Here is a 19,523-nt window from a genome sequence, read left to right on the forward strand (position 1 = left end):
GAAGTCTCGCGATCAGGGCTGGGACTCTACGCGCGGGAACAAGGGCGCGAGGGCTGCGACCTTCGTGCCGGCGGGGAGGATGCCCCAGGTGCCGGCCTCGCGGACGGGCTGTGCCTGCAGCACGCCGAGAGCCTCGGCAGCGCCGAGCGCCGACCAGAGCTTCTCGGTCGACTGCGGCATGACCGGCGACAGCAGCACGCTGAGCGCACGGAGGCCCTCGGCGCACGTGTAGAGCACTGTGCCCAGGCGCGCACGCTTGTCCTCGTCGCGGGCAAGCGCCCACGGCTCGTTCTCGGTGATGTAGCCGTTCAAGGCATCGACGATCGTCCAGATCGACGAGATGGCCTCATCGATGCGGAACTGGTCGATCCATCCATCGGCCGCAGTCGCAGCATCCGCCACGATCTTCTGAATCACGAGGTCCTGCTCGGTGTACTCGGCAGCCTCCGGAACGACGCCGTCGAAGTACTTCTCGATCATCGCGATCGTGCGCGAGGCGAGGTTACCGAAGCCGTTCGCGAGCTCAGCCTGGTAGCGGGCCGAGAGGTCTTCCCAGCTGAACGAGCCGTCCTGGCCGAACGCGATCGCAGAGAGGAAGTAGTAACGGTACGCGTCAGAGCCGAAGACATCGGTGATCTCGGTCGGCGCGATGCCGGTGAGCTTCGACTTCGACATCTTTTCGCCGCCGACAAGCAGCCAGCCGTGCGCGAAGACACCCTTGGGCACCTCGAGGCCTGCGGCCATCAGCAGTGCCGGCCAGATAACGGCGTGGAAGCGCAGAATATCCTTGCCCACCACGTGGTAGGCCGGCCAGCGCGTGGCGAACAACTCCTCATCGGAGCCGTAGCCGACAGCGGTGGCGTAGTTGAGCAGCGCGTCGACCCACACATAGATGACGTGCGATTCGTCCCACGGCAACGGGATGCCCCAGTCGAAGGTCGAGCGCGAGATCGAGAGGTCCTTCAGGCCCTGCGACACGAAAGAAACGACCTCGTTGCGGGCGGAGTGCGGGCGCACGAAGTCGGGCTCGGTCTTGTAGAGCTCCAGCAGGCGGTCCTGGAACTCGCTGAGCTTGAAGAAGTAGTTCTTCTCCTGCAGCAGCTCAAGCGGCTTGGAGTGGATCGCGCAGACTTTCAGGCCCTCGAAGGGCCCGGTGCCATCGACGATCTCGGAATCCGGCTTGAACTCCTCACAGCCCACGCAGTAGAGCGCTTCGTACTCGCCCGCGTAGATGTATCCGGCGTCGTACAGTCGCTGGAAGAACACCTGCACGTTCGTCTCGTGACGCTCCTGCGTGGTGCGGATGAAGTCGTCGTTAGCGACGTTGAGAGTCTCCAGCAGCGGGAACCACGCCTCGGTGACGAGCTTGTCGACCCATTCCTGCGGGGTGACGTTGTTCGCCGCAGCAGCGCGGAGCATCTTCTGACCGTGCTCATCGGTGCCGGTGAGCATCCAGGTGTCATCGCCGCCCTGGCGGTGCCAACGCGCGAGCGTGTCGACCGCCACTGACGTGTACCCGTGTCCGATGTGCGGGACATCAGAGGGGTAGTAGATGGGCGTGGTGATGTAGAAAGATTCGCCTGCGGGCATGCGGTCAATTCTAGGCCGGATGCGCGGGGTGGTTACGCCCCGGTGATCACGGGCTGCGGCACGTACTGTTTCCTCGGAGATGTACGCGATCTTCGGAGCAATTCCGAGGATTCCTCCGAGCGAAGCGCACATCTCCGAGCGGGGCGCTTGTGGGATGCTCAGCGGCGGTGAGCCGTGACCGAACCATGCGCGCGACGGCTGACTTCCCCTGGCTCTCGGGAGCGTATTTCTGCCTGAGTGACGGTGAAGCCGTCCTCGACGAGAAGTTCGGTGAGCGCATCCGCCGACCAGAAGTACGCGGGAGCGACGGCGTGGGAGAAGGGCTCGCGTGGAGCACCATCGAAGTATCCGATCAGCAGCGAGCCACCCGGTGCCAGCACACGTGTGAACTCGGACAGGATCACCGAAACATCGTTGGGTGCGGTATGGATCAGGGAGTACCAGGCGAGGATGCCGCCGAGCGAGGCGTCTTCGAAGGGCAGGGTTCGCATCGATCCCTTGCGGAAATCGAGGTGCGGATGCCGACGTCGAGCCGCGGTGAGGAACTCCTCCGACATGTCGAGGCCCCTGACGTCGCGACGACCATCGTGGAGGAACTCGGTCCAGAGGCCTGGTCCGCAGCCAGCATCCAGCAGCGGGCCGGGAGTCGCATCGCGCCAGGCCGCGATCAGCGCACTGTCGCGGACATCCATCTGCGAGATGTCTCCGGCGATCTCGATGTACTCCGCTGCGCGGGCGTCGTAGGCCGCGGCAATAGATGCGTCGCTGCTCAATTCCGGGCAGCCAGCGCCTGCTGGTAGAGGTCGCGAGAGCTCAGGCCGGTCGCGGCGGCGACCTCGGCGCAGGCTTCCTTCAGACGCATGCCTGATCCGACGAGCGCCTGCACCTGGGCGACTGCGTCTTCTGCGGATATCGCGACGGGGGCCGCGCCTTCAACCACGACGACGATCTCACCTTTGACGCCGTTCGCTGCCCACTCGACGAGTTCGGATGCCGTTCCGCGGCGCACCTCTTCGTAGAACTTGGTCAGCTCGCGACAGACGGCGATGCGCCGGGTCTCGCCGAAGGCCGTGCCCATGTCGGTGAGCGAGGAGGTCAGTCGTGCCGCGGACTCGAAGAAGATCATCGTTCGCTGCTCGGTCGCGAGCTTCTTGAGTGCGGTGCGCCGATCCCCCGGCTTCCGCGGCAGGAAACCTTCGAAGGTGAATCGATCCGTCGGCAAACCTGAGATCGCGAGCGCCATGAGCACCGCGCTGGGTCCGGGGATCGCAGTGACGGTGACGCCCTGCGCAACTGCCTCTGCGACCAGTCCATATCCTGGGTCACTGACCGCTGGCATCCCGGCGTCGCTGACGACGACGATGTCTTGGTCCGCGGCAAGCGCCGCAAGCTCCGCCGCCTTGTGCTTCTCGTTGTGATCGTGCAGCGCGATCAGTCGCGGACGATTCTCGATCTGCAGCGCACGAAGCAGGTGAGCGGTCGTCCGGGTGTCTTCTGCCGCGACAATCTCGGCATTCTCGAGAACCTCGATGAGGCGGCGGGAGGCGTCGCCGAGATTTCCGATCGGAGTCGCAGCGAGGATGATCACGCATTCAGCCTAAGCGGGAAGTCCTAGGCTTGTGCCGTGACCGCGCCCGTTCCCCTGCTCCCGCCGCCTGCGGATCGTCTGACGCGCTGGGGCCAGCTCCGTGATCGGCTGCTGCGCGACCCGGAGTGGCGCGGCGTCATCCGCTGGTTCGCACCGCTCGTCGTCACGGCGCTCGCCGCTGTGCTGCGGCTGTCGAACCTCGCGCATCCGAACGTGCTCGCATTCGACGAGACCTACTACGTGAAGGATGCGTGGTCGTTGTGGACGCTCGGGTTCGAGGGCACCTGGGGTGATGGCGCGAACGAAGACTTCCTCACCGGAGACACGAGCACGCTCGGTCAGACCGGCAGCTACGTCGTGCATCCACCGCTCGGCAAGTGGATCATCGCGCTCGGCATGGGCATGTTCGGAGCAGGCAACAGCGCGGCCTGGCGGCTGACCACCGCACTCATCGGCACCATGACCGTGCTGCTGGTCTACATCGTTGCCAAAGAGCTGACCCGCTCGACCGTCGCAGCCACTGTCGCCGGGCTCCTGCTGGCGATCGACGGGCTCAGCATCGTCATGAGCCGCATCGCCCTGCTCGATGGCACGCTGACCTTCTTCATCCTGCTCGGATTCCTGTTCATCCTCTACGACCGCAGGCGAAGTATTCCGCTGGTGGAATATGCCGCTGCTGATGGATCGGAACCGCTGTGGGGCCGCGTCATCTGGCGACGTCCGTGGGTGATTGCCGCTGGCGTCGCGCTGGGCGCAGCGTCTGCTGTGAAGTGGTCGGGACTGTACGCACTCGCCGGCTTCGGCCTGTACCTCGTGATCGCCGATGCACTGGCCCGTCGCCGCGCCGGAGTGCTCTACTGGCCGATGGATGCCGTGATCCGACAGGGTCCCGTCTCCTTCCTGCTGTTGGTGCCCGCGGCGTTGCTCACATACCTGGTCTCCTGGACGGGCTGGCTCGTGACGGCCGGCGGCTACGACAGACAGAGTTCAGACAACCCGCTCGTCGCACTCTGGAAATACCACGAGTCGATCTACGGCTTCCACGTCGGGCTCAGTACCGGGCATCCATATGCCAGCGCGGCGTGGCAATGGCCCTTCCTCGTTCGTCCCACGGCGGTGTGGGTGGGAGACGACCAGAGCTGCGGCACCGACCATTGCATCTCGGTGGTCTCGACGATCCCGAATCCGCTGATCTGGTACGCAGGCGTCGCCGCGGCGATCTTCCTGCTGTACCGGCTCGTGCGCCGGTTCATTCGGCGGCAGCCGATGCCGTGGACCTACGCGATGCCTCTCGTCGGACTGGCCGTCACCTATGTGCCGTGGCTGCTGTACCCCGAACGTACGATCTTCCAGTTCTACACGGTGGTGATGATGCCGTTCCTCGTACTCGCGCTGGTACTGGCGCTGCGCGAGATTGCGGGGCGACGCGAGGATCCGCTGCATAGACGGCAGTCCGGCGAGCGCACGGTCATCGTCTTCCTCGTCATCACCGTGCTCGTCTCCGCGTTCTTCTACCCGGTGTGGACCGGCATGAACGTGCCATACGACTTCTGGCTCGTCCACAACTGGCTGCCGACTTGGGTGTAGCTGGCGACCATCACCCGGGAACAGGTTCTCGCCGGTGTGGGCTTCGAGCCCGATGCCAGTGCTGATGCGGGTCCCACCATGCGGGTCCGCGCACCTCGGGAACGCCCCGATTCGCGCGACGTTGCAGCGCGTTGAAGATGCGGGAGCTGGTGCCGATCGAGACGATGCGGCCGTTCTCGTCGAACAGGATGCGCTGGATTCCGCCTGCACACCCGGCTTGCAGCGCGGCTGAAATCGGGACCAGGTCACCGGTGTGCGCGACGCTCCCCCATCCGTGGCCCGCCGCGAGGTCGGCAGCCGTCGCAGCCACGACAAGTGTGGGCGCTGCGCCACCCAGATGCGGGAACAGATCTGATCCAGCCGCAGTGGTCAGGATCGCGGCCAGCGCGTCATGCCGCTTCTGGCCAGGGGTTCGGGTGTCTGCGGCAGCCAGGTTATCTTCGACTCCGGCTTCTTCCTCCGCAGACGGTTCGAAATGCACCCCGCCGCGTTCGGCCTTGTCGGCGGGCGCCTCCTCAGGCGCCTCGGCGCCATTCACCCGGGGGTTCAGAAGGCTGTCCATGAGCAGGCCCAGCTGTCCGGCCACTTCGGGAAGCAGATTGCCTCGCACTGGGATCGCCCCATCCCGGACCTTGCCGATCGAGAAGTACCGGCCGCGCAACGTCGCTTCCTCCGCCGGCTCCGCACCGTCGGGGTCGAGATATGCCACCATCACCTTGGCCAACACACTCAGGTCTTCCGGGAGCGGGAGAGGCCGCGGCGCGGCCTCGTCGCAGCCAGGATCGCCATCAGGATCGGCTCCCCGAGCGAAGTCGGCGAGCTGCCGGTCTGCCTCGATGCGATCCTCATCACTGATGCGACGCGCTGACTGCTCAAGCGGATCAGTCGCGGCCAGAAGCCCTGCCACCCCGAGCACCCCGCTGACTATGACCTCGCGCAGCGCCTGATAGCGGGCGGGCAAGAAGGCGCCGTCGCTGAAGCCGAGATCTCTGCGCACCAGTCCCGCAGCCTTCACGAGCCTGGTCGCGCCGCGGGTGTCGCTGCCGGTCAGCGTGCGCACCAGATCAGCAGGGCGGGAGCACCCGAACTTGGTCGTCATCCGCTCGTCTCTGAGGCCCTCCGACCGGTCCCGCACCAGGACTGTCGCATCGATCTGCACCCCTTCCAGCCGGCGCTGAATCCGACCGGTCAGGGCGAGAAGCTCCGCGGCATCCTGATCAGAAAGGCGCGGGATCTCCTCCGCGCCGAACGCATCGCGCGCCACCGAATCGAGGGTCTCCTCGAGACCTCGAAGTCGAGCAACGATGCTGTTCATACCTCTATTCAACAGGGGGCCACCGACATTACTGCCCCGTTTATGGCTGATCAGCAAACTTTTTCAAAGTATTTTCGTTACGCTGCAGGAACTTGCCGGCCACCAGCGCGAGCGCGCATCCGCGCCGCGTCGCGCTCGTACATGGCGGCGTGCGCCAAGAGCTCTGGCCTGTTGTCTGATTCCGCCCGCGAGTGACGTGCGAGTGCGTCGAGTCGAAGCGCGATCATCGCCCATAAGGATTCCACTGAAGCATCCGTGCCGTATGCCGATAACAACGTCGCCAGACGCGCAGGTTCGGCTGTTTGCACATCGATCGGTGCCTCAGCGTCCTCTACGTAGGGAATCAGCCGATAGGCGAGGTACGCAAGGTCCCACAGACGCGGTCCAGGTGCCGCCATGTCGAAATCGATCACACCGACGAGCACCCGATCTTCGAAGACGAGGTTGTAGGGCGCGAAGTCGTTGTGACACACGACTTCGATGGGTTCTCGCACCGGCATCCGCCACCCCGTCGTAGTGCGTGCACTCACGACACTCGCGTCATGAATCCGTCGTAGCAGCCTCGCGGCGCTCACCAGGATGCTGTCTTCCCACAGCCACTCCGGGAGCGGATAGTGCGCGACCGAACCTTCCACGAAGGATAGTCGCTCACGCCCGTCAGCAGTCATCCCCAGCACTTGCGGGACGCCGTCAATACCCGCTTGATGAAGTTCGGCGAGAAGCGCATGGATGTTGGGCGTCCATGTGCCCGTTGATCGACGCACCTCCCGGCCAACTCGCGTCACGTCATTCGTGTTGCCGCCGGAGAGAACGTGCTCCATCGCTTCGTCGTGCATGCGTCTAACCCCGCCCATCCCACGCCGCACGCACCGCGCTCAACGCCTCTTCAAGCGACAGGCCGTCAGCCTCTCCGACATACCGCTTCGCCGCCGCTTGAACCCTCCCCGAATGAACCTGTCCGGTCGCCACCCTGGTGCCGAGCGCCCGACTGGTGACGATGAGCCCATCGTTCTCGAGCGCGGAGTACGCCTTCGCGACCGTGCCCGCCGCGACGCGCAGATCAGCGGCAAGCTGACGAATCGAAGGCAGGCGGCTACCTGCGGCCAGACTTCCGGAGCGGATGCCGTCGGCGATCTGCGCACGGATCTGTTCGAAAGGTGCGACGGCGCTACCCGGATCGACGGTGATCATGCCGACGCCCGGGTCTCCGTCACGGATTCGCCGATCGTCCCCGATTCGCCGATCGTTGCAGCTTTGAGCGCCGCGACAGTCACGCTGACGATGCTGAGAACGAGGAAGAGCCCACCGCCGAGAAGTAGGGCATCCGACAAGACCTCCCACACGACTGCTGTCTCCCCGTCGATCGTGGCATTCCCCATCGCCAAGCCGGCAGTGAAGGAATACCCACCCATTGAGAACAGGACCGCACCGATCGACAGATTGAGAAGCACCTCCACCGAGCGCTGTCGCCAGTGCTGATCGAGATCGGCGTCTCCGATGCGCGGAAAGGCGGGCGTCGAACTAATCCGCCACAGTGCAACCAACACGCACGCGGCCAGGACGACGATCGAGATGAGCGCGGGAACGCTGTAGAACCAGCCCGGGTACGGCCCCGCTGACGAGGCGTAGTCGCCGCTCTCGAAACGGATCACTCTCGAACGCCCCGCCTCGTCATCACTCGCCGTCAGACCGCAGAACACGATGAGGAGAAGGAAGAGCACGGTCACTTCGATGAACGCCCAGCCCCACCGTCTCGGCACCACGCGCACTGCGGAGCGGGGCACAAGACTGGCCACCCTCGGCTCGCCATCAGAGATCTCGACTTCGCGAGGCGGAGTGACGCCATACAGCAGCATCCCGGCCGCGCCAGCGATGAGCGGCGTCACGGCAAAGGGCAGGCCCAGCAGTTGCGGCGAGGCGACGGCCGCGACGGCGCCAACGATGAAGACGAGGACCGCGAACAGAACAGCAATAAGGGCGCGCCGTCGCGCCGCCTGCATTACGGGGGCGAGACGCGGGTGCGGCAGAGATCGTGTGCGTCGGCGCAGGATCGCCCACACCAGAACCGTGGCGACGATGACGCCAGCGATGAACAGCAGTGCCATTGGTCCGGCCATGATTGCCCCCTCGTGTATCACCGAAACGGTACACGAATCAACATCCGTGTGTCAACAGATCGATACACAAATCAGGACAGCGATTCCCTGCTCCGCACGACCGCCGAGGCATCCCCCGTCGGCAGCCGGCACACGAACGCGCGGCAATCGTAGACGAGGTCCGCGACCGCGTCCTTCCCAGAGAACAGCTCGAATCCGGCATCCGAAAAAGCACCCGCCTGCGCGGGCGTGACGATGGCAATCACGTCCGCGTCGACGCGATGGGATGCCCTGGCGAGCGCACCCGCGCGATCATGCGTCACCACGACCACCTGACGTGGCGGCTCGACGAGCCCTGCCGCGGCCGCGAGTAGCGAGCCGTGTCCGAATGGATGCTGCACAGCGGATGCCGCGTACGCACGCACCTGCTCCTCGGCACCCGCCCGGTACTTCTCCCCTGCACCCAGCCGCCATGCTGTCAGCGCTGCCGACGCCAGCGCCGCGACGCCGGACGGCAGATCCCCGTCGGTCTGGTCAGGTGCCGCTGCCACGCCCTGTGCCGCAAGCACCGGGTCGCCGTCAGCACCCTTGCTGAGCACCTCGTCCAGTAGTTCACGGGCCACCACCGCCCAGCGCGCGTCTCCGGTTGCCACTGCGACGGCGAGCAACCCGTCCGCGAACAGGCCCACATCGGCGAGCGTCGCCACCGCCGTCGAGGCCACACCATCCAACGACGCCCGCACAAGCCGGCCCTCCGGCGAACGGTTCACCGACAGTACAAACGACGCAGCCTCGGCCGCAGCATCCACCCACGACCGCTCATCCAACGCCGCACCCGCCTGGGCGAGCGCGCCGATCGCGAGTCCATTCCACCCGGTGATGACCTTTCCGTCGACCGCCGGCGGTTCGAGCTCCTCGCGAGAAGCGGCGAGGTAGTACCCGCCCTCGCTGCGCTGCCCGTCGATCCACGACTCCGAGTCCTGTGCAGCGCCGAACGCCCCGCCGTCCTGACGCAGCACCCCGAGAAGGAACCTGGCGATGCCCCGCGCCGTCGTGTCGTCACCGGCACGCACGGCGATGTTCAGCAGCTGGGCGTTATCGGTCAGCATCCGCTCGTAGTGCGGCACAGTCCAATCGCGCTGCGTGGCGTAGCGAAAGAACCCACCGTCGACGCTGTCACGAAGGTCGGATGCCGCCATCGCTGCCAACGCACGCGCGGCCGAGGCCGCCGCATCCGGTGCCTCACGCCGAACCAGAGGGTGCTGCAGAAAACCCAAAGTCGTGGCCACCGGGAACTTCGGCGCGCCACCGTAGCCACCGAACATGGCGTCCTCGCGGGAAGCGATCATCCCGGCGGCCGCAGCCAGGCCCGAGGTCGACGGAACGTCTGATGGTGTGACGACGGCGGTCTGCGCCAGTGCCTCTGCGACAGCATCCGCCGATTCCACCGCCTTCTCACGGCGCAGCGTCCATGCCTCCTGCACCGCCCCGAGAACATCGCGGAATGCGGGCAGCGGCGCACGGGCTTCTGGTGGCCAGTACGTGCCTGCATAGAAGGTGCGTCCCTGCGGGGTCGCGAACACCGTCAGCGGCCATCCGAGATTCTGCGTGAACGCAGATGCGGCCGCCATATACGCGCCATCGACTTCCGGATGCTCCTCCCGATCCACCTTGACCGCGACGAAATCCCGGTTGATGAGACCCGCGATCTCTGGGGACGAGAACGACTCCCGCGCCATCACATGACACCAGTGACAGGTGGAGTACCCGATCGAGATCAGCAGCGGCACGTCGCGACGCTGCGCTTCAGCGAACGCCTCGGAGCCCCACGGATACCAGTCGACCGGATTCTCGGCGTGTGCACGCAGATAAGGGCTGAGTGTCTTCGCGAGGCGATTGCTCATGCCCTCACGCTACGCCGAGTCAACAAAACCACGCCGAGACGACGGCGTAAATGCCGCGTCTCGGCGTGGTTTTGTAGTTTCGCGGGCGCCAGGAAGGCGGCGCGTCTCAGTTGAATTCGTTGGGGTGCGATCCGACACGACCCGATCCGTCGAGCGGGTCGAGTGCGTCGATCGCGGCGATCTCCGCGCCGCTCAGGGTGAAGTCGAAGACATCGAGATTCTCACGCAGTCGTTCGGCACGCACCGACTTCGGGAACACGATCGTTCCCTTCTGCAGGTGCCAGCCCAGCACGATCTGCGCCGGAGTCTTGTCGTGCGCCGCGGATGCATCGGCGACAGCAGGCGTGCCGAACAGGTCGTATTTGCCCTGGCCGAGCGGTCCCCACGCTTCGATGCGGACGCCGTGCTCGGCAGCCCACGCGACAACCTCGCGCTGCTGGTATGCCGGGTGCAACTCGATCTGGTCGACCGCGGGAACGACACCGGTCTCGGCGACGACGCGCTCCAGGTGTTCCACGAGGAAGTTCGAGACGCCGATGCTGCGGGTGAGCCCCGCGTCGCGCAGCTCGATCAGCTTCGCGAACGCGTGGACGTAGTTGTCCTTTTCCGGGGTCGGCCAGTGCACGAGGTACAGGTCGACCTGGTCGAGACCGAGCTTCTCGAGGCTCTCCGCGATCGCCGTGTTCGCCTCGTCGCCCTCGTGGCGGTCATTCCACAGCTTGGTCGTGATGAACAGTTCGTCGCGGGCGATGCCGCTCTTTGCGATCGCGGCGCCGACGCCCTCTTCATTGCCGTAGATCGCTGCGGTGTCGATGTGGCGGTAGCCAATCTCGAGCGCTTCGCTGACCGCACGTTCGGTGTCTGCCGGTGGCACTTTGAACACGCCGTAGCCGAGCTGCGGGATCGAAACGCCGTCGTTGAGAGTCACAGTGGGGATCGTCATGCATTCAGCTTAGGGCCTGTCATGACAGGCCCTCAGCCCCCAGTACGGCACGAAGTGCCTCGGTGTAGTCCTCGAATGCGCGTCGTCCCTGCGTGCTCAGGGCGACGTAGGTGACCGGAGTGCGGCCCTTATGCGTCTTCTCCACGACGACGTAACCGGCATCCTCGAGTTTGCGCAGGTGCGTCGACAGGTTGCCCGCCGTCATGTCGAGCAGTTCCTGCAGTCGAGGAAAGGCGATGCTCTCGGTGGCTTCCAGCGTCGCGAGCGCTGCGGTGATGCGCAGGCGGGCAGCGGCGTGGATGACCGGGTCCAGCTCAACCACGATTACTCCCCGTCGTCGAGCGACGCAGGCGCCCCAGGTGGATGAAGGAGACGGCTCCCAGGAGGAGGAATCCGGCGCCACCGCCAATCGCGAGCACGAGGTAGTGCGTCGGGTAACCGAAGAACGGGGCGATCACCGCCACGATCACCGTCCACACACCGAGGATCAGCATCGGCACGGCCTGCCAGATCGCAGCACCGACGATGTACATGATCCCGGCGAACAGGACGTAGGCGACCGGATAGAAGATGTTCGCGAGCTCCATGCTCATCCCGTTCACAGCCAGCCCCTGCGCGAACACGAAGATGGCGAGGCTGCCGACCGTCCACGTCGAGCCGTATACGACGCCGGAGAAGGCGGATGCTGCATCGCGCCGGATGCCGCGCCCTGAGCGGCTCCCCCACACTGCCGACATCGCGATCGCGACGACGAGCAGGACGACGAAGATGGCCACCGCCACTGGCAGTGGGAGTGCGAAGCTCGGCTTCAGTCCGTCGATGAGCCAAAGGGCACCGAATCCGAATAGCCACACCACGCCCCACATCGTCACGAGGGCGGGGACGAAGGACGCCACCTGGCCCTCCATGCTGCGCTGCTGGTTACTCGCCAGCGCGAGCATCTCCGCTGGTGAGAGAACTTCGTCATCATTGGTCATGTTCAGAATCCGTTCTGTGTCAGAAGAATGGGCATTGCAAGTGCAGGAAGCGTGAAGAGAAGATTGACCAGCCCATGCGCGAACACGAGCGGCATGAGACGGCGCTGGCGCAGATAGATCAACCCGGAGCAGACGCCCCAGACGAAGAACGCGCAGACGAATGCGACGGTCGCTCCTGGTGTCGGTGCGTACCAGACATGCTGCAGAGCGAACAGGATCGACGGCACGACGATCGCGAGCACCGTCGGCCAGCGGCGTGCGAGCGTCCCCTGCGCGTAGCCGCGGTAGACGAGCTCCTCAACGGGCGCATTCAGCGGCGCGAAGGTCAGGGCACCGACGACGCCGATGATGCTCCAGACGACGGGATTCAGTGTGGGAATGGCAGACGGATCAACGAATACTGTCTCCATCTGAATGAACAGCTCATCGCCGTGCTGTGCCCACACGACCAGCATGATTGTGCCGCTGAAGGGCAGATACATCACGATCAGCCACAGCAGGCCCCAGAGCAGATCCTTCAGGATCCGGCGCGGTTCAAAACCGAGGACGTCGCGGATACTGCGACCGTCTCTGCGCAGGAGCCGGGCGACCAACAGCAGGCAGATGATGTTGACCGGCAACATCGCCACCACTGCGATCATCGGCGGAGGTGGAAAGGTGACGCTCTCGAAAGCGCTGACAATGAGCCAGGTCAGGGTGGATGCCGCGGCGACGAGCCCGATGCGCAACACGGGGAGCCCGATCGCCCATCTCTTCGCAGACGCGCGGCGGAGGGTGGCAGCATCTGCCACCAATTCCTTCGTCGCGTTGTGTGAACTCATAAAGTACTTTGTACTGCAAACCTGTTTGTGTGTCAAGAGAGGGCGCTGCCCGTCATACGATGAAGGGCTATGTCTGCATCAGATCTCGTCATCACTTATCCCGCGGAGCTGCCGGTCAGCGCCGCCAGGGAAGAGATCGCCGACGCCATCCGCAACAATCAGGTCGTCGTGGTCGCCGGCGCCACCGGATCCGGCAAGACCACGCAGCTGCCGAAGATCTGCCTGGAGCTCGGGCGCACGAAGATCGCGCACACTCAGCCTCGCCGCCTCGCCGCTCGCACGATCGCAGAGCGGATCGCCGAAGAGTTGCAGGTCGAGCTCGGCACCACCGTCGGGTACAAGGTGCGCTTCACGGACAAGGTGTCGGAATCGACCCTCGTCGCTCTGATGACCGACGGCATCCTGCTCAACGAGATCCACCGCGACCGGCTGTTGCGCCGCTACGACACGATCATCATCGATGAGGCTCACGAGCGTTCCCTCAACGTCGATTTCCTGCTCGGTTACCTCACCCGCATCCTGCCGGAGCGTCCGGATCTCAAGGTCATCATCACCTCGGCGACGATCGATCCGGTGAGCTTCGCGAAGCACTTCGCAACTCCTGCCGGCATCCCGGCCCCCGTCATCGAGGTGTCCGGGCGCACCTATCCGGTCGAGATCCGGTACCGGGCGCCCGCGGAGGACGAGTCAGAGGACGAAGTCTCGGCGATCGTCACCGCACTGCGCGAACTCGATCGCGAGGCTCCGGGCGACGTGCTCGTGTTCCTGCCCGGCGAGGCCGAAATTCGGGATGCCGCGGATGCCGTGCGCGCGGCCTACACCTCGACCTCCGCGCCCGTCGAGGTGCTCCCCCTCTACGGTCGCCTCTCCGCCGCAGAACAGCACCGCGTGTTCGAGAAGAGCCGCGTCGCCGGAGTCCGGCGTCGAGTCGTCCTCGCCACGAACGTCGCCGAGACGAGCCTGACCGTCCCTGGCATCAAGTACGTCATCGACACCGGCACCGCACGCATTTCGCGCTACAGCAACCGATCGAAGGTGCAGCGCCTGCCGATCGAGGCGATCTCACAGGCATCCGCGAATCAGCGCTCTGGTCGCGCGGGCCGCACCAGCGACGGCATCGCGATCAGACTCTACGGCGAGGATGACTTCGAGAAGCGCCCGGAGTTCACCGAACCCGAGATCCTGCGCACTTCGCTCGCATCCGTCGTGTTGCAGATGCTGTCGCTCGGCTTCGGCGACATCACTGCCTTCCCTTTCCTTACCCCACCGGATTCCCGTGGAATCAGGGCAGCATTCGACCTACTCACCGAGCTGGGTGCGGTCGACCTCGGTCGCGACACTCCTCGACTCACCAGCATCGGACGCGACATCTCGCGGATGCCGATCGACCCAAGATTCGCGCGAATGCTGCTCGAAGCGCAGAAGACCGATGGTGTGGAATCCGTTCTCGCAATCGTCGCCGGTCTCACGATCCAGGATGTTCGTGAGCGGCCGTCGCAGGATGCGCCGCAGAATGTTCGCGACGCCGCCGAGAGGATGCACGCGCGCTTTGCCGACCCGACCAGCGACTTCCTCGCGATCCTGAACCTGTGGAACCATCTACGCGAGCAGCAGCGCGAACTCGGCTCCAGCGCCTTCCGGCGGCTGTGCCGCTCGGAGCACCTGAACTATGTGCGCGTGCGCGAGTGGTTCGACGTGCACCGTCAACTGCGGTCGCTCGTGAAGACGCCCTCCTCTTCAACCGGTAAGGGCGGCGCAGCGGCCGACCCCGACGCGATCCATCGTGCGATCCTGTCCGGACTGCTGTCCCAGATCGGCACGCTCGACGAGCGAAACACCAAGACTCCACCCAAGGGGCAGGCGAAGAGCCAGAAGGATCCGAAGCGCCGCATTGCTGAGTACCGCGGCGCCCGCGGCATCCGCTTCTCGATCTTCCCGGGATCAGGCCTGCGCAAGCAGAGCCCGCGCGCGGTCATGGCCGCCGAGATCGTCGAGACGTCGCGCACCTTCGCGCGCACTGTGGCTGTGATCGACCCGGCGTGGGCGGAATCCCTCGCCGGTGACCTCGCGAAGAGGTCGGTGTCAGAGCCGCACTGGTCAAAGGATGCCGGCGCCGCCATCGCCTTCGAGAAGGTGACGCTGTTCGGGGTCGAGATCGTCCCGCGCCGGCGCATCCAGTTTGCGCGCGTCGATCGCGCCGCATCGCGCGAGATGTTCGTACGGCACGCGCTGGTCGAGGGCGAGTGGGATCCGAGTCGGATCGACAAGCGCGTCAGCGCCTTCTGGCGGAGCAACGGCGAACTGCGCAAGCGCCTCGAGAAGCTCGAAGAGCGCGAACGGCGCCGCGATATCCTCGCCGGCGACGAAGAGGTGTTCCACTTCTACGACGAACGTATCCCGGCCGACGTGTTCGACGTGAGATCGTTCGAGAGCTGGTGGGGCGAGACGCTGCAGCAGACGCCGAAGCTGCTCGTCATGCGCGAGAGCGACCTGATCGAAGATGACGAACGCGCCGATCAGAATGACTTTCCCACGCGCTGGACGCAGGGTGATCAGGTTCTCGGTCTCGCCTACCGTTTCGAGCCTGGGGCTGCGGACGACGGCGTCAGCGTCGTCGTGCCGTTGGCGCTGCTGGCACAAATCGAGGATCGCGGCTTCGACTGGCAGGTGCCGGGCCTGCGCGCAGACCTTGTCACCGCGCTGCTGCGCGCCCTGCCGAAGTCGATCCGTCGGCACGTTGTTCCCGCGGCCGATTGGGCAGAAAAGTTCGGCGAGACACTGGCAGAGGAGGGCCCGGAGCGGCATGGTGGATTCCCGCTGCGGTCGCTGAAGGAAGCACTCGCGCGGATGATCCAGCCGTTGGCGAACCAGCCGGTGAACGCAGCCGATTTCGATGACGAGCGCGTGCCGGGCCACCTGCGCATGAACTTCCGCGCGGTCGATGAGCGCGGCCGCGTAGCTGGCTCCGCGCGTGATCTCAGCGAGCTCCAGCAATCCCTCACTGATCGAGCCAGGGCGAGCGTCGCGCGATCGATCTCCCGTCCGGTCAAAACCGACGGCACAGCGAAGCCTGGCGCGAGCGCCGTGGCCGTGGCATCGTCGCGCGGTCCGATCGAACAGGACAACCTCACGACCTGGACGTTCGGCGATCTACCTAAGGTCCTCGACACCAAAGTCGCCGGCGGCGTCGTTCGCGGATACCCCGCGATCGTCGACCAGGGCAAGACTGTGTCGGTGCGCGTCGAGGCGACAGCGGATGCCGCGGCCGCAGCGACCCGCGATGGCGTACTGCGCCTGGTGTTGCTGAACGTTCCGTCTCCCGCGTCATACGTGCAGGGACATCTCACCTCGCAAGAGAAGCTCGCACTGGCCGCGTCGCCCTACTCATCGGCGGCGGCGCTGATCGAGGATGCCAGGTCTGCCGTTGTGCGCGCGGCCCTTCAACAGCACGGCGCCGACGGCGTCATCCGTACCGAGGCCGAATTCATCCAGGCGCGGGATGCGGTAAACGCCACGCTGGTCGATGCGCTGTTCACGACCGTCTCCCTCGTTGCCCGCATTCTCACGAAGTCGCGCGAGGTCGAGCGCGGCATCAAGTCGCAGAACTCGCTCGCTCTGCTCGGTCCGCTGAACGACATTCGTACGCAGCTCAGTGGTCTGTTGCATCCGGGATTCATCTCCGCATCCGGCATCGATCATCTGGCGCATTTGCCCCGCTACCTCGACGGGATGCTCGACCGGATCAAGATTCTGGCCAGTGAGCCAGGCAAGGACCGCACCCGCATGACCGAATACGAACGTATGGCGAAGGCGTTTGAGGATGCCGGGGGCACCATCCCCCTCGCACCTGCGACCTCCCCCGCGCTGGTCGAGGTGCGCTGGCTGCTGGAAGAGTTCCGCATCAGCGTCTTCGCACAGCGGCTCGGCACCGCACAGCCGGTCTCGCCGCAGCGCATCCAGAAGTTGCTGTCGGCGCGCTGAGCGAAACCTCGTGCGAGATACCCTGGCGAGATGAGTCGACGAACGGTCCCGGCAGGAGCTGCCCAGTTGTCCGTCGAAGACGGTGGAGATGCCGACGGCGCCCCGGTGCTGCTGATCCATGCGGGCGTCACCGATCTGCGTTCCTGGGATCATCTGATCGAACACCTCGGCGCGGGCGCACGTTGCATCCGGTACGACGCGCGTGGCTACGGCGAGACCAGGTACGAAGCAGACGATGGGTGGTCGCCCGTCACCGATACCCTCGCTGTGTTGGATGCCTCGAACGTGAAAAGGGCGATCGTGGTGGGCTGCTCCATGGGTGGTCGTACAGCGATCGATTTTGCCCTCGCGCATCCGGAGCGAGTCTCGGCGTTGGTGCTGATCGCACCCGCCATCAGCGGCGCTCCGGAACCAGCGCTCGACCCGGTGCTCGCCGAACTTGATCTTGCGATCGATGCGGCCGACTCGCGTGGGGATCTCGACGAAGTGAATCGGCTCGAGGCCCACGTCTGGCTGGACGGGCCCGGTCACGAAGGTCGCGTCACAGGGCCCGCACGCACACTCTTCCTCGAGATGAACGGTCGTGCGCTCGCGGCTGCTGATCCTGGAGAACCCACAGTCGCGCCAGATGCTTTCTCCGCACTCGGCCGGATCTCCGTACCGACCCTCCTCCTCGTCGGCGACCTCGATCTGAAGCCTGTCCGTGAGAACACGCGGCATGCCGCGGCATCCATCCCCCAGTCACAACTGATCGAGCTCCCCGGCGTCGCTCATCTGCCGCATCTGGAAGGCCACCATTCGACGCTGGATGCCATCGTCGAGTTTGTCGCCTCGGCACCGCACAGCCGCAGCGCATAGCAAAGGCGTTCCGCAGCGCCTGATCCTGCGTCACACAACGTCACCTGAATTGGCGTTTATCGTCGCGATCAAGTGGAATTGACTCCTATCCCTCCCCACTTCCCCGAAAGGGGCGTTTGGCATTCCCATGATCACCATCGAGCACGTCAGCCGATCATTCGGCGGCACCCTCGCACTCGACGACGTGTCGCTCGAGATTCCGCGCGGTCAGATCTTCGGCGTCGTCGGGCAGTCCGGCGCCGGCAAGTCGACGCTGCTGCGCACCGTGAATGCGCTGGAACGACCGGATTCGGGCAGCGTCGTCGTTGACGGCGTGCAGATCTCGCACCTGGCCGGCAATGAACTGCGGGCTGCGCGCCACGGCATCGGCATGGTCTTTCAGCACTTCAACCTGATCGGCAACCGCACGATCGCCCAGAACGTCGAGTTCGCACTCGAAGCTGTCGGGCGCAGTCGCGGCGACCGCGCGAAAGAAGCGCTGGAGATGCTCGATCTCGTGGGCCTTTCCGCACGCGCAGGCGCCTACCCATCACAGCTCTCCGGCGGTCAGCGTCAGCGCGTCGGTATCGCCCGCGCCCTGGCATCCCGTCCGAGTGTGTTGCTCTCAGACGAGGCGACCAGCGCACTCGACCCCGACACCACCCGCCAGATTCTGGCGCTGTTGCGCCGCCTCTCCGGAGAGCTGGGGCTCACAATCCTGCTGATCACCCACGAGATGGCCGTCGTGAAGCAGATCTGCGATGCCGCCGCTCTTCTCGAGTACGGCAAGGTCATCGAAGAGGGCGCGTTGACCGATCTCATTCGCACGCCCGGCAGCCGTCTGGCGCGTGATCTGTTCCCGCTCGGCGACGTGCCAGACATGCCCGCATCCGCGATCATCGACCTCACCTTCGCCGGAGAAGAGGCGCAGAAGCCGACCATCACGATGCTCGCACGCGCGCTCGATCTGGATGTGTCGATTCTCGGCGCCACGATCGAAACGATCAACGGGGCTCAGGCAGGACGCACCCGTCTCGCCTTCCCCGCAGACCCAGCAGTTCTTGCTCGTGCGCAGGCGTTCCTCGCCGAGCACAGCGTGGCGTTCGAAGTGGTGAAGGCAGCATGATCGACTACACATCCCCCGACTTCTGGCCCGATCTGTTCGACGTCATGCTCAAGGGCACGCTCGAAACTCTCTGGATGACCAGTGTCGCGATCCTCATCACGATCCTCGTCGGGCTGCCCCTGGGCATCGTGCTCGTCGGCACCGAGAAGGGGCGTTTCTTCTCGACCCCCTTCGGTTCCGCTGCAGCCGGCGTCTTCATCAACCGGCTGCTGGGATTCATCGTGAACCTCGGTCGCTCCGTGCCGTTCATCGTGCTGATGATCGCCCTGATCCCGCTGACGCGCTTGCTTCTGGGTTCGTTCATCGGCACCGGTCCGGCGATCTTCCCGCTCACGCTCGTCGCGATTCCGTTCTTCGCCCGGGTGGTGGAGATCGCGGTCAAGGAGGTCGATTCGGGCCTGCTGGAGGCATCCGATTCTCTCGGCGCGACCCGCTGGCAGCTGGTCAGGCGCGTCATCCTTCCCGAGACGGGACCGGCGATCGTGCTCGGCATTGCGACGACGATCACCTCGATCATCAACTTCTCGGCCATGGTCGGCGTCGTCGGCGGTGGCGGGCTCGGAAACGTCGCACTCACCTACGGCTTCCAGCGCTACAGCTGGGTGCACATCGTCGCCGTCGTGATCGTGCTGTTCGTGATCGTGCTGCTCGTGCAGTGGGCGTGCAACGTGATCGCCCGCCGTCTCGACCATGCCAATCGCGCAGCGCACTCCGCCGACATCATCGTCGTTGGCGCCTGAATCCACAGCATCCCGCAG

Annotated in this window: 17 protein-coding genes; 5 read left to right on the plus strand and 12 right to left on the minus strand. The window is 65.2% G+C overall.

The genetic code is table 11. The features are described 5' to 3' along the window. Positions 1-12: 12 nt before the first annotated feature. From metG to rsmI, 3 genes are all read right to left on the minus strand, one after another. Complete coding sequence (gene metG / locus ACSU04_RS15655) at positions 13-1,590, minus strand: methionine--tRNA ligase (RefSeq protein ID WP_439280605.1); 1,578 nt, start codon at positions 1,588-1,590, stop codon at positions 13-15. Between the two features lie 158 nt (positions 1,591-1,748). Beyond that, the gene (locus ACSU04_RS15660) at positions 1,749-2,363 is read right to left on the minus strand and encodes a class I SAM-dependent methyltransferase (RefSeq protein WP_439290222.1); all 615 of its coding nucleotides are present in this window, start codon (positions 2,361-2,363) and stop codon (positions 1,749-1,751) included. Beyond that, on the minus strand, positions 2,360-3,178 hold the full coding sequence (rsmI, locus tag ACSU04_RS15665) for a 16S rRNA (cytidine(1402)-2'-O)-methyltransferase (RefSeq protein WP_439290223.1): 819 nt from the start codon (positions 3,176-3,178) through the stop codon (positions 2,360-2,362). The genes ACSU04_RS15660 and rsmI overlap by 4 nt, the downstream gene beginning before the upstream one ends. Positions 3,179-3,214: 36 nt before the next feature. Here rsmI and ACSU04_RS15670 point away from each other — a divergent pair, with 36 nt between their 5' ends. Beyond that, positions 3,215-4,765, plus strand: coding sequence for a dolichyl-phosphate-mannose--protein mannosyltransferase (locus tag ACSU04_RS15670; protein ID WP_439290224.1), 1,551 nt, complete (start codon positions 3,215-3,217; stop codon positions 4,763-4,765). 10 nt (positions 4,766-4,775) lie between these two features. Here the strand turns inward: ACSU04_RS15670 and ACSU04_RS15675 are convergent, their stop codons facing one another. The 9 genes from ACSU04_RS15675 to ACSU04_RS15715 all read right to left on the minus strand — a co-directional run bounded on the left by ACSU04_RS15675 (position 4,776) and on the right by ACSU04_RS15715 (position 12,821). Then, positions 4,776-6,080, minus strand: a complete 1,305-nt coding sequence (locus ACSU04_RS15675) for a DUF222 domain-containing protein (RefSeq protein WP_439290225.1) — start codon at positions 6,078-6,080, stop codon at positions 4,776-4,778. Between the two features lie 77 nt (positions 6,081-6,157). After that, entirely contained in the window at positions 6,158-6,916 is a 759-nt protein-coding gene (locus tag ACSU04_RS15680; RefSeq protein WP_439290226.1) for a phosphotransferase enzyme family protein, read from the minus strand. 4 nt (positions 6,917-6,920) lie between these two features. After that, the gene (locus ACSU04_RS15685) at positions 6,921-7,271 is read right to left on the minus strand and encodes a GntR family transcriptional regulator (RefSeq protein ID WP_439290227.1); all 351 of its coding nucleotides are present in this window, start codon (positions 7,269-7,271) and stop codon (positions 6,921-6,923) included. Beyond that, positions 7,268-8,197: a hypothetical protein gene (locus tag ACSU04_RS15690; protein ID WP_439290228.1), complete on the minus strand. Its 930-nt coding sequence runs from the start codon at positions 8,195-8,197 to the stop codon at positions 7,268-7,270. The genes ACSU04_RS15685 and ACSU04_RS15690 overlap by 4 nt, the downstream gene beginning before the upstream one ends. Positions 8,198-8,268: 71 nt before the next feature. After that, the gene (locus ACSU04_RS15695) at positions 8,269-10,080 is read right to left on the minus strand and encodes a thioredoxin domain-containing protein (RefSeq protein WP_439290229.1); all 1,812 of its coding nucleotides are present in this window, start codon (positions 10,078-10,080) and stop codon (positions 8,269-8,271) included. Between the two features lie 106 nt (positions 10,081-10,186). After that, entirely contained in the window at positions 10,187-11,023 is an 837-nt protein-coding gene (locus ACSU04_RS15700; protein WP_439290230.1) for an aldo/keto reductase, read from the minus strand. 19 nt (positions 11,024-11,042) lie between these two features. Beyond that, positions 11,043-11,345, minus strand: coding sequence for a transcriptional regulator (locus ACSU04_RS15705; protein ID WP_439290231.1), 303 nt, complete (start codon positions 11,343-11,345; stop codon positions 11,043-11,045). Continuing rightward, the gene (locus ACSU04_RS15710; RefSeq protein WP_439290232.1) at positions 11,338-12,000 is read right to left on the minus strand and encodes a hypothetical protein; all 663 of its coding nucleotides are present in this window, start codon (positions 11,998-12,000) and stop codon (positions 11,338-11,340) included. Before ACSU04_RS15710 ends, ACSU04_RS15705 begins: the two co-directional genes overlap by 8 nt. Before the next feature lie 2 nt (positions 12,001-12,002). Next, on the minus strand, positions 12,003-12,821 hold the full coding sequence (locus ACSU04_RS15715; protein WP_439290233.1) for a lysostaphin resistance A-like protein: 819 nt from the start codon (positions 12,819-12,821) through the stop codon (positions 12,003-12,005). A gap of 69 nt (positions 12,822-12,890) precedes the next feature. On the opposite strand from ACSU04_RS15715, the gene hrpA reads away from it, so the two are divergent. The 4 genes from hrpA (at position 12,891) to ACSU04_RS15735 (ending at position 19,505) form a co-directional block, all read left to right on the plus strand. After that, positions 12,891-16,802, plus strand: coding sequence for an ATP-dependent RNA helicase HrpA (gene hrpA, locus ACSU04_RS15720; protein WP_439290234.1), 3,912 nt, complete (start codon positions 12,891-12,893; stop codon positions 16,800-16,802). 30 nt (positions 16,803-16,832) lie between these two features. After that, on the plus strand, positions 16,833-17,660 hold the full coding sequence (locus ACSU04_RS15725; protein ID WP_439280618.1) for an alpha/beta fold hydrolase: 828 nt from the start codon (positions 16,833-16,835) through the stop codon (positions 17,658-17,660). Between the two features lie 127 nt (positions 17,661-17,787). Continuing rightward, positions 17,788-18,765 carry a methionine ABC transporter ATP-binding protein gene (locus ACSU04_RS15730; protein WP_439290235.1) on the plus strand — a complete coding sequence of 326 codons (978 nt, stop codon included), beginning with the start codon at positions 17,788-17,790 and terminating at the stop codon, positions 18,763-18,765. Next, positions 18,762-19,505, plus strand: a complete 744-nt coding sequence (locus ACSU04_RS15735; protein ID WP_439280620.1) for a methionine ABC transporter permease — start codon at positions 18,762-18,764, stop codon at positions 19,503-19,505. The genes ACSU04_RS15730 and ACSU04_RS15735 overlap by 4 nt, the downstream gene beginning before the upstream one ends. Positions 19,506-19,523: the final 18 nt, after the last annotated feature.

The sequence above is a fragment of the Microbacterium sp. A84 genome, assembly GCF_051842815.1.
GTDB lineage: Bacteria > Actinomycetota > Actinomycetes > Actinomycetales > Microbacteriaceae > Microbacterium.

Excerpts from the sequence above, each read along its gene's own strand:
- ACSU04_RS15675 (WP_439290225.1), bottom strand. The coding sequence starts at position 6,080 with ATGAACAGCATCGTTGCTCGACTTCGAGGTCTCGAGGAGACCCTCGAT.
- ACSU04_RS15725 (WP_439280618.1), top strand. The coding sequence starts at position 16,833 with ATGAGTCGACGAACGGTCCCGGCAGGAGCTGCCCAGTTGTCCGTCGAA.
- ACSU04_RS15690 (WP_439290228.1), bottom strand. The coding sequence starts at position 8,197 with ATGGCCGGACCAATGGCACTGCTGTTCATCGCTGGCGTCATCGTCGCC.
- ACSU04_RS15710 (WP_439290232.1), bottom strand. The coding sequence starts at position 12,000 with ATGACCAATGATGACGAAGTTCTCTCACCAGCGGAGATGCTCGCGCTG.
- ACSU04_RS15680 (WP_439290226.1), bottom strand. The coding sequence starts at position 6,916 with ATGCACGACGAAGCGATGGAGCACGTTCTCTCCGGCGGCAACACGAAT.
- ACSU04_RS15700 (WP_439290230.1), bottom strand. The coding sequence starts at position 11,023 with ATGACGATCCCCACTGTGACTCTCAACGACGGCGTTTCGATCCCGCAG.
- ACSU04_RS15685 (WP_439290227.1), bottom strand. The coding sequence starts at position 7,271 with ATGATCACCGTCGATCCGGGTAGCGCCGTCGCACCTTTCGAACAGATC.
- ACSU04_RS15735 (WP_439280620.1), top strand. The coding sequence starts at position 18,762 with ATGATCGACTACACATCCCCCGACTTCTGGCCCGATCTGTTCGACGTC.
- hrpA (WP_439290234.1), top strand. The coding sequence starts at position 12,891 with ATGTCTGCATCAGATCTCGTCATCACTTATCCCGCGGAGCTGCCGGTC.
- metG (WP_439280605.1), bottom strand. The coding sequence starts at position 1,590 with ATGCCCGCAGGCGAATCTTTCTACATCACCACGCCCATCTACTACCCC.
- ACSU04_RS15715 (WP_439290233.1), bottom strand. The coding sequence starts at position 12,821 with ATGAGTTCACACAACGCGACGAAGGAATTGGTGGCAGATGCTGCCACC.
- ACSU04_RS15695 (WP_439290229.1), bottom strand. The coding sequence starts at position 10,080 with ATGAGCAATCGCCTCGCGAAGACACTCAGCCCTTATCTGCGTGCACAC.
- ACSU04_RS15730 (WP_439290235.1), top strand. The coding sequence starts at position 17,788 with ATGATCACCATCGAGCACGTCAGCCGATCATTCGGCGGCACCCTCGCA.